Annotated in this window: 5 protein-coding genes and 1 pseudogene; 3 read left to right on the top strand and 3 right to left on the bottom strand. The window is 70.7% G+C overall.

All coding sequences use genetic code 11. The features are described 5' to 3' along the window. Window positions 1-118 precede the first annotated feature (118 nt). Window positions 119-1,774, bottom strand: a pseudogene (locus tag ABZ622_RS41065) (ATP-binding SpoIIE family protein phosphatase); the annotation flags it as partial. 1,304 nt (window positions 1,775-3,078) lie between these two features. On the opposite strand from ABZ622_RS41065, the gene ABZ622_RS41070 reads away from it, so the two are divergent. Together ABZ622_RS41070 and ABZ622_RS41075 are read left to right on the top strand one after the other, a co-directional pair. Beyond that, a complete protein-coding gene (locus tag ABZ622_RS41070; protein WP_266692592.1) occupies window positions 3,079-3,285 on the top strand; it encodes a hypothetical protein in 207 nt (68 codons plus the stop codon). Window positions 3,286-3,491: 206 nt separating this feature from the next. After that, the gene (locus ABZ622_RS41075) at window positions 3,492-5,204 is read left to right on the top strand and encodes a hypothetical protein (RefSeq protein ID WP_360552333.1); all 1,713 of its coding nucleotides are present in this window, start codon (window positions 3,492-3,494) and stop codon (window positions 5,202-5,204) included. Window positions 5,205-5,217: 13 nt separating this feature from the next. Here the strand turns inward: ABZ622_RS41075 and ABZ622_RS41080 are convergent, their stop codons facing one another. Together ABZ622_RS41080 and ABZ622_RS41085 are read right to left on the bottom strand one after the other, a co-directional pair. After that, window positions 5,218-7,392, bottom strand: a complete 2,175-nt coding sequence (locus tag ABZ622_RS41080; RefSeq protein WP_360552329.1) for an NB-ARC domain-containing protein — start codon at window positions 7,390-7,392, stop codon at window positions 5,218-5,220. Window positions 7,393-7,400: 8 nt separating this feature from the next. Next, on the bottom strand, window positions 7,401-7,820 hold the full coding sequence (locus ABZ622_RS41085) for a hypothetical protein (RefSeq protein ID WP_360552335.1): 420 nt from the start codon (window positions 7,818-7,820) through the stop codon (window positions 7,401-7,403). A 249-nt stretch (window positions 7,821-8,069) separates the two neighbouring features. Between ABZ622_RS41085 and ABZ622_RS41090 the strand changes: the two genes are divergently transcribed. Then, window positions 8,070-9,455 (top strand): MFS transporter, encoded by a 1,386-nt coding sequence (locus tag ABZ622_RS41090; RefSeq protein ID WP_360552331.1) that lies wholly within the window; start codon window positions 8,070-8,072, stop codon window positions 9,453-9,455. Window positions 9,456-9,552 lie beyond the last annotated feature (97 nt).

Raw genomic sequence — 9,552 nt, forward strand, 5'->3', positions numbered from 1 at the left:
CTACGGCAGTTCACCGGCCCCGCACATCGGGCGGCTGTCGTGTTCGCGTCGCTCGGGCGTCGGGCGGATGAGGAATGCGGCACCGCCCCGCCCGGACTCCCGGGCCCGTCAGGAGGTTTCACCCCAGGGGCAGGTCCAGCTCGAACCAGACCACCTTGCCTCCCGAGACATCCGCCGCGCCCCACCGCTGCGCCAGCGCGCTGACGACGTGCAGTCCGCGGCCGGTTTCGTCGGTGGACCGAACCCAGCGTGCCCGGGGCATCTGCCTCGAATCGTCGCCGACCTCGCAGCGCAGCGAATCGGTCCGCAACAGCCTCAGGCTCACCGGCCGTTCCGCATACCGCACGGCGTTCGTCACGATCTCGCTCACCAGGAGCTCGGCCGAGTCCGAGAGCTCCGCCAGGCCCCAGCCGGCAAGCGTCCGCCGCACCAGCCGCCTGGCCCGCCCGGGGGACTCGTGCACCGGCTCCAGGGACCAGCGCGCCACGTCGCTCGGCGCGATCCCGTCGAACCGCGTCGCGAGAATCACGATGTCGTCGTCCCGGTCCCCCGGGCCGACCATGTGCAGCACGTCGTCGCAGAGGGCCTCCAGTGACGGCGCGTGGTCCGGGCCGGTCAGCCGTGCCGCGGCCGCCATCCGTTCCCTGAGCTGCTCGATGCCCATCCAGATGTCCCGCAGCCGGGACTCCACCAGACCGTCGGTGTACTGGATCAATGTGGCGCCCGGGGGCGCGTCCAGCTCGACGGCCTCGAAGTCCACCCCGCCCACCCCGACCGGGGGTCCTGGCGGCACCTGCAGCACCTCCGCACGGCCGCCCGGATGCAGCAGCACGGGCGGCGGGTGACCGGCGTTGGAGATGGTGATCGTGTGCGCGACCGGGTCGTAGACCGCGCACTGGCAGGTCGCCATCCGGTCGTCGCCCAGGCGCCGCGCCTGTTCGTCGAGCCGTCGCAGCACCTCCTGGGGCGGCAGGTCGAGACCGACGAGGGTCTGCACGGTGGTGTGCAGCTGCCCCATGATCGCCGCGGAGGTCATGGAGTGGCCCATGACGTCGCCGACGACCAGGGCGACCCGGCTCCCGGGCAACGGGATCGCGTCGTACCAGTCGCCGCCGATCCGGGCCGTCTCGGCGGCCGGCAGATAGCGGGAGGCGAGCCTGACGCCGGGCGGCTGCGGAAGGGCACTCGGCAGCATCGCCCGTTGCAGCTCCCCCGCGATGTACGCCTCGCGCCCGTACAGCACGGCCTTGTCCAGGGAGAGCGCCGTGTGCGTGACCAACTGGGCCGCGACCAGAAGGTCGTTCGGATCGAAACTCGACCGCCCGTTCCCGCGCAGGAAGACCGCGACCCCGATGACCCGGCGCCGACCGCGCAGCGGGGCGAGAATCGCCCGGTGCCCGTCGGGCAGTGGGTGGTCGGCACCCAGCAGCCAGGGCAGTGCGTCCCGGCCGGCGGCCGAGCCGCCGAGGAGCGGGCGCACCCCGCGTAACACCTCGGCAAGCGCGCTGCCCGGAGGCACCGGGCGCAGCACGGCGGGATCGGCGTCGGGTGCGAGGTGCCCGTCGCGCCGTTCCGGGCGCAGCCGGTCGATGCGGCGCAGCCGCAGCATGAACGGGGAGGCCGGTCGTTCATCGCCCACCGGGAGCGGGTCGCGCAGATATACGAAGATCTCGTCGGAGAACGACGGTACGGTCGCACGGCACAGCCCGAGCACGATCTCGTCCAGGTCCATGCCGCGGGCGATCCGCCGGGTCGCGGCTCCGACGAATCGCATCGAGTCGTCCACTCGCCGCAGCTCGACCTCGGTGCCGGGTCCGTCACCGCTGGTCCTGGGGTTGTTCGGGGTTGTGCGGAACAACTCGTCGTCGATGGGCGCGGACCGGGGGTCGTGGTGGCTTCCGCCGCGCACGGCCTGCCCGGGAATGACGGAGCCGGGGTGATCCGTCCCGGCGTCCCGGGACTTGCTCCAGCCCATGTCCTCGGCCGCCTCCTGCACGGCCTCGTGTTCCCGGTCGAGGACGTCACGGGCCTTGCGCAGTGTGGCATCGACCTGATCGAGCGCGGCGTCGTCGGCGGTCCCGGTCAGCGGGCCGGGAATCTGCAGGGCGGTTCCCGAGCGGGGCTGACCGCCGGGGGCGGAGACGCTCCTGAGTTCACGGAGCTCGTCCTCCAGCGCCTTGATACGGCGGGCGGCGTGGTCGGCCACGCGCTGCGCCGTATCCCGTTCTGCCTCGGCCCGGCCGAGCTGCGAGCGGAGGTCCTCCGACTGCCGTACGGCGCGGTCGAGACGGTGTCCCGCCATCTCCACGTCGACGAGAGACGAATCGTCCGCGCCGCGCAGGGCATCCAACCGTCTTGTGAGCTGGGCGACTTGCGCCTGCGTCTGGCCGAGCAGCGCGAAGAGCACCGTGGCCACCTGGAGAGCCTGCTGCCTGGCCTGCTCACTGACCTCGAAGGCCTGCCGGACACGGTTGAGATCCTCCAGCGCGGCGATCGTGCGCTGCTGGGCCTCGACGAGCTCGTGGGCCGGGACGGAGGGATTCCCGTCGGCGGTGACGGGCGTGGGGGTGGTTTGAGCGGCGCTCCACAGCGGTTGCAGTCGCTCCAGCCGCTCGGCGGCCCGCGGTCCGGACTCGTCGGGGAAACAGACATCGGCGACGGCTTCGACGAGATCCCAGGTCAGGGCAACTCCGGAAAGCTGCTCACGCAGCTTGCGCAGATCGGGAACCGCACCGGCACGGAAGTGCTCGCCGGTCAATCGGTCACGCAGTTGGGTCACCGACACGTTGGAGGTGTCGAGCCAGGTCCGCAGGGCGTGAACGAGATCGTTGATCTCCTTGCACGACCCCCGTGCGGGCGCCCAGGGCCGGCCGGGCCGCTTCAAAGTCCCCACGTCATCTCTCTCAGACCAAGTTGTTCCCCGGACAACCCCGTGTTGTCACGTGGACAACATCCAACCCGCTCGGCCGGCCCTCGTGCAGGTGGATGGTTGTTTCGTGCCGCGTGAATGCCCGCCCGCACGAAGCAGACGAGCTCGAAGGCATCGAAGGCATCCAAGGCTTCGAAGGAGGAGTTGTTGTGAGCCCCACCCATACGGCGATGCTGCTCATGGCGGTCGCGCTGGCGGTGATGTCCGCCTGTCTCGTGGCGGGAATCGCGTTCGCCGTCGCCCGCTGGGGCGGCGCCCCGGCACCCGAGGCCGTCGCGAGGTCGGGCAGGGCGTTCGCGACGGCCCTGACCGTCATCAGCGCGGTGATGGCAGTGGTGGTGACCGTGCTGAAGTAGATGGAGAGTTGGCTACGGTGTATGCGAACACCGACGTCGCACTGACCCTCCGGAGGGGTTGTTCTCCAGCTTGAAGCACGATAAAGCAACCATGAGCCGCGAGCCGCGAGCCGCGAGCCGCGAGCCGCGAGCCGCGAGCCGCGAGCCGCGAGCCGCGAGCCGCGAGCCGCGAGCCGCGCGACCGGGGGTAGCGTCTTGGGGTGGCCATGCACGCTAGGCAGCCCCTCCGCGTTCCCGTCGGGCCGGACGCTCCGCGATGGCGCACGTTTCATGGCGAGAAGACTCTGGTCGTAGCCGCCCGTACCGTCACGTCGACCGCAAGGGTCCTGGAGTGCCTGCCCGCGCTGCTGCGCGGTGACAGCCGGGTGGCCGTCGTCTTCGCCTACGACTCCACGTCCGCCTTCAGCGACGGGGTGCTCGACCTGCTCCACGACTCGGGATGCCGGGTGATGTCCTGGGAGCAATTGGCCGACACCGCTCCCGATCTCATCGTCTCCGCGAGTGAGAACATCGATGTGCCGGAGGGGGACTGTCCCGTTCTGGTGCTGCCCCACGGGATCGGTTTCCAGAAGCACGTGCCGGACTCGCGGGCACCGCGCAGCCGCTTGTCCGGGGTGGTGCCGGACCGGCTCCTGGAGTCCGGACGGGCCTGGCTCGCCATTTCGCATCCGGGCCAGGAGGAGCAGTTGCTCGCCACCCATCCGAAGGCGGCCGAACACACACTGCTTGTCGGCGACCCTTGTTTCGACGAGTTGCTCGTCAGCCTGGATCAGGCCGGGGCCTACCGGGCCGCGCTGGGCGTGCCGGACGGGCGACAGCTCGTGGTGCTCAGTTCCACCTGGGGCCCCACCTCCCTGATCGGGCAGAACCCTGGTCTCCCGGCCCGTCTGCTCGCCGCGCTGCCGTACGACGAATTTCGGGTCGCCGCGATCATCCATCCCAACGTCTGGTCGGGGCACGGCGCCTGGCAGATCCGCACGGCTCTGGCAGCCGCACTGGACGCGGGGCTGATCCTGATTCCCCCCGTCCACGTCTGGAGGCCGGCACTCGTGGCCGCGGACGCCGTCGTCGGCGACCACGGTTCGGTCACCCTGTACGGTGCGGCTCTGGGCAAGCCGGTGCTGCTCGCCGCATTCGGCAGCGATGCCGTGCCGGGTACGGCCGTGGACGGCCTCGGACGGGCCGCACCTCGGCTCGATCCGCTGGGCAACCTGGTTCAGCAGATCAGAACCGCCGTCGACGAACACTCCTCCGACCGCTACCGCACGATCGCCGAACAGGCCTTCGCCCGGCCGGGGCAGGCGCTCCATCAGCTGCGAACCGCGCTCTACCACCTGATGGGACTGGCCGAGCCGTCACCCGGTGCCCCGCCCCGACTGACACTGCCCGCGCCGGAAGAACCGGTGTCCTCGGTCTCCTCCTGGAAGGTGGCGACCACGGCCTCGTTCCACGACGACGAAAGGCCGACCGTCACCGTGCGGCGCCACCCCGCGGCGGTGTCCGACGCGGAAAGCGAGGGCCCGCCGGCATTCACCCACCTGGCCTGTGACGAGCGGGAACGGGACCTGCGTCTGGTCGAGAGTGCGTCGGTCCTGATCCGGCGCAGTGCCCTTTCGACGACCGCCGCGGCCCTGCGCTGGATCGGGGAAACGCTGCGCCGCTGTCCCGGCTGCCGCCTCGCGGCCGTTGCCCTGGACGGAGGCGGCTGTCTGGTGGGGCTGCGCGACGGACGGATCGTCGAGGCGGCGGTCACCGGTCCCGCAGTCGATCCCGGTCTGCCGGCCGCGACCGTCTACACCCTGCTGCGCGCAGGGGCGGCGTTGGACGACGCCATGGTGACGTTGCGCATCGGTGAGCTGCGCGACGAAGACGTCTCCCTCCGGTTGCGTCCGCATGTCCCGGTCGGCCCGTTCGGCTGAGGACATCCGTCCCTCAGCCCGTTTCGCCCGATCCTTCGAGCCGTCGGCGAAGCGCCTCGGCCTGCGGGCTGCCGCCCGCCTCGTAGATCTCCAGGGCCCGGGTCAGGTCGGCCCGTACCGCCTCGGGATCGGCGGCCGAGCGCTCCTTGATTCCGGCCAGGGCCACCAGGGCCTGGGCCTCGTAGTGCGTCGCCCGCTGCTCCCGCAGGGCTCGGGCGGCTTCGCTCAGCGTGCGGATCGCCTCGTCCTGCTCCCCGAGATGATCGTGGGCGAGGCCCATGGCGGCCAGCACCCGCGCCGCCATTCGCGGATCGTTCCGCGCGGTCAGTTCCGCGTGCGCCCCTCGCAGGGTGACCAGGGCCTCGCCGTGGTCACCGGCGGCGTCCTGGGCGCTGCCGAGGAAATAGGCCGCGATGGCGGCGCCACGCCCTTCGTTCGCCGCGGTGCTGAGCTCAAGCGCACCGCGGTAGGCGTCCATGGCACGGGAGAGGTCGTAGAGTTCCCAGTACCGTCCCGAGAACTCCTGCACGGAGGCCCGCACCACGAGGTCTCCCGACACCTCGGCGCATGCCACGGCGGATTCCAGCTCCCGCCGTGCTGCCTCGTGCTCGCCCTGGTCCATCAGCGGGCGGGACAGAAGACTACGCAGCCGGGCCTCGGCGGCCGGTTCCAGCGCGGCGGCCGCGGCCGCCGCCCCCAGTTCGAGCGACTCCCGCCAGTCGCCGAGATGCCGATGATGGAAGAACAGCGCCGTGAACGCCTCGGACAGCTGCCACACCTCGGCCTGGAGGGTCTCCTCGCGAACAGCGGCCCGCAGCACGTCCAGGATGTTGCGGTGTTCCGCTTCCAGCCAGTCAAGAGGCGCTGGGCCCCCCGTGGTCCCGAAGGGGTTGGGGGCCGCGCTCAACAACGTCGTGAGATCCGCGATCCGCAGCCGGTCCTGCCTGATCGACCGGTCCGCGAGTGCGGTGAGCGCCAGGTAGTGCGTCGTCACCCGCCCCAGCAGAGCGAGCTGTTCGCCTTCCGGCTCCACGGCGGCGGCGCGCTCCCGGGCGTGGAGACGTACCAGGTCGTGGAAGCGGTGGCGGCCGTCCCCGGTCGGTTCCAGAAGGCTCGCCGATACGAGTGCTCTCAGCATCGTCCCGGTGCTCGATGTGTCGATGCCCGCCGCCACCGCGGCGACGCCCACGTCGAACGTGGTACTCGGCAGCCAGCCCAGGAGCCGGTACAGCCGGGCCGTGTCCGGGGGAAGTTCCCGGTAGCCGAGATCGAGCACGGCGGACATCGACCGCTCCTCTCCGAGGGACATTCCGGCCAGGCGACCGGACTCGTCGGCAAGCTCGCCGGCCAGACCCGCCAGGGTCAGCCCGGGGTTGGTCAGCAGCCGGGCCGCCACGATGTGCAGGGCCACCGGCAGGCCACCGCAGAGGTCCACCAGCCGTTCGGCCGACTCCCTGTCCGCCGCGACGACCGCCTCACCGCACCGCTCGGTCAGCAACTCCAGTCCGCTGCCCCGGCCCAGAGGCCGCACCGGCATCATCCGCGCACCGTCCAAGGCCAGTTCCCCGAGCAGACCGCCGCTCGTGACCAGCAGTGCGCTGCCCTCGCCCTTGGGGATCAGGGAGGCCGCCTGGGCCGGCTGGCTCACGTTGTCGAGGACCACGAGCAGCCGCCGGCCGGATGTACGTGACCGGAACAGCCTTGTACGGTCGGCGAGCGGGGCGGGGATGGTCGACTCTTCGACTCCCAGGGACCTGAGGCACCGGCGAACAGCCTCGGACACGTCCCCGCCCTCCGGCTCGTCCCGCAGTGCCGCGAAATCGACGTAGGTCTGACCGTCGGGGAACAGATCCCGTTTCTCGTCCGCCCAGTGCGACACCAGCGCGGTCTTGCCCACGCCGGACATGCCGTACAGGGCTCCGAACCCGACCTTCACCGACCGCGGGCGTCCCGTTCCCAGCCAGGCGTCGAGCTCCGCCAGACGCTTCGAGCGATTGACGAACGGAAACGGGAGGGGTGGAACCTCGTCCGGCCTGATGTCCGGCCCGACGCCGGGCTGTGCCTGGACGTTGAAGGTGATTCCGCCATGGATCCGTTGGGCCTGGACACTCGGGCCGTGGACCACCCCGGACAGGTCGTTGCTGACGTAGGTGGATTCCCGGCGGGCACCGGGTTCCTCACTCTTCACGCTGTCCCCTAACCGTGAAAAGTCAGGCCGCCGGAGAAACTCTGCCCCTGGATGACCTGGGAGTTGTGGGTGTCCCCGCTGACGCTGTTGTTGATCGTCACGGTCGACACACCCTCTGATCGAGGGGCGAGCTCGTCCAGCAGCAGTCGCAGTTCCTGTGCGGCCGCCGGGTCCGCGCGCAGTGCCCGGCGCATCCTGAGCCGCCACTCGTCCTCGATGTCCGCCGCGACATCCGGATCCTCGCCGTCGCGGGCCGCGATGAGTTCCTCCCGGGACGCGTCGAGTTCCTCGTCCACACCATCGGTCTCCCCACCCCGCGCAAGGAATCGTGCCATGCGCTCCCGGGTCTGCGCCCAGGCGTCCGAGACCATGAGACCCACCAGGGTCGTCGCACCCGACGCCGCCAGTGCCGCCAACTCCGCTTCCACGATGCCCCCGTTGTCTCGCCGTCGCGCCATGCGCGTGTGAAGTCACTTCTACCGTAGAGAGCGGACGAGCACTTCGGAAGCGCGGCCAGGGGCGCGGCGCATCGGAAAACCGGCCGGAGCCCCGCATGGTGGGCACACGCACTCCGGGCGGCAGAACTATGGTGTCCCGCCACATACGCCCCTGACCTGCCCCTTCCTACGGTATGGCGACGCACACCCGTCCCCGCCAACCGTCCGGAAGTGGTACCCATGGCCGCCCCAGCAACCTCTCCGCCAGCCCCGTCGAATCTCAAACGCATCGTCGCCGCAAGCCTCGTCGGGACCACCATCGAGTGGTACGACTTCTTCCTGTACGGGTCGGCCGCCGCGCTGGTCTTCAACAAGTTGTTCTTCCCCGAGTCCGACCCGCTCGTCGGGACTCTCCTGTCCTTCCTCACCTACGCGGTCGGCTTCGCCGCCCGGCCGCTCGGTGCCCTGGTGTTCGGGCACTACGGCGACCGGCTCGGGCGCAAGAAGCTGCTGGTGCTCAGTCTGCTGATGATGGGCGGGGCGACGTTCGCGATCGGACTGCTGCCGACGCACGCCACGGTCGGGGCCGCCGCCCCCGTACTGCTCACCGTCCTGCGGCTGGTGCAGGGCTTCGCGCTCGGGGGCGAGTGGGGCGGGGCGGTGCTGCTGGTCTCGGAGCACGGGGACGCCGAGCGGCGCGGGTTCTGGGCCTCCTGGCCGCAGACGGGTGCGCCGGCCGGGCAGTTGCTCGCCACCGGGGTGCTGTCCGCGCTCACCGCGCTGATGTCGGAATCCGCCTTCGGAGCGTGGGGCTGGCGCATCCCCTTCCTGCTCTCCGGTGTCCTGGTGATCATCGGTTTGTGGATTCGTCTTTCTGTCGATGAATCGCCGGTCTTCAAGGCCGCGATGGCACAGGCCGAGGAGCGCAGATCGGCTGCCGGGACGACCGAGAAGATGCCGCTCGTCGCCGTGCTGCGGCATCACTGGCGCGACGTGCTGATCGCCATGGGCGCCAGGATGGCGGAGAACATCAGCTACTACGTGATCACGGCGTTCGTGCTCGTCTACGCAACCACGGCGGCGGACCTGAGCAAGCAGACGGCGCTCAACGCGGTGCTCATCGCCTCGGCGGTCCACTTCGCGGTCATTCCGATGTGGGGTGCGCTCTCCGACCGGGTCGGGCGCAAGCCGGTCTATCTGGTCGGTGCGGTCGGTGTCGGGCTGTGGACGTTCCCGTTCTTCGCGCTGGTCGACACACGGAACTTCGGCAGCCTGCTGCTCGCCGTCACCGTGGGGCTCTTCTTCCACGGCGCGATGTACGCGCCGCAGGCGGCGTTCTTCTCGGAGATGTTCGCGACCCGGATGCGGTACTCGGGCGCTTCGATCGGCGCGCAGTTCTCCTCGGTCGCGGCCGGCGCCCCGGCACCGCTCATCGCCACCGCGCTGCTCGCGGACTTCGACAGCTCGGTGCCCATCTCGCTGTACGTCATCGCCGCGGCGCTCATCACCCTGCTCGCGGTCGGGTGTGCCAAGGAGACCCGGCACCGGGATCTCACGGACATCGAGAGCGCCGCCGCCTCCCCGGACGCGTCCGGGGCGCTGCCGGCCGACGCCCGTACCGTCTGAGTGTCGCATGCGCTCCTTCTCGGCGTCCGGAAACGCCTTGACCAGGAGCGTGTCCTCCGAGCCGTGTCCGGCCCGCTGTCCGCCCCACTGTCCGGTC

The organism is Streptomyces sp. NPDC007164 (assembly GCF_040634135.1).
Lineage (GTDB): Bacteria > Actinomycetota > Actinomycetes > Streptomycetales > Streptomycetaceae > Streptomyces > Streptomyces sanglieri.

What these genes read in the sequence shown, in the direction of transcription:
- ABZ622_RS41075 (WP_360552333.1), top strand. Translation starts at nt 3,492, where the DNA reads ATGCACGCTAGGCAGCCCCTCCGCGTTCCCGTCGGGCCGGACGCTCCG.
- ABZ622_RS41090 (WP_360552331.1), top strand. Translation starts at nt 8,070, where the DNA reads ATGGCCGCCCCAGCAACCTCTCCGCCAGCCCCGTCGAATCTCAAACGC.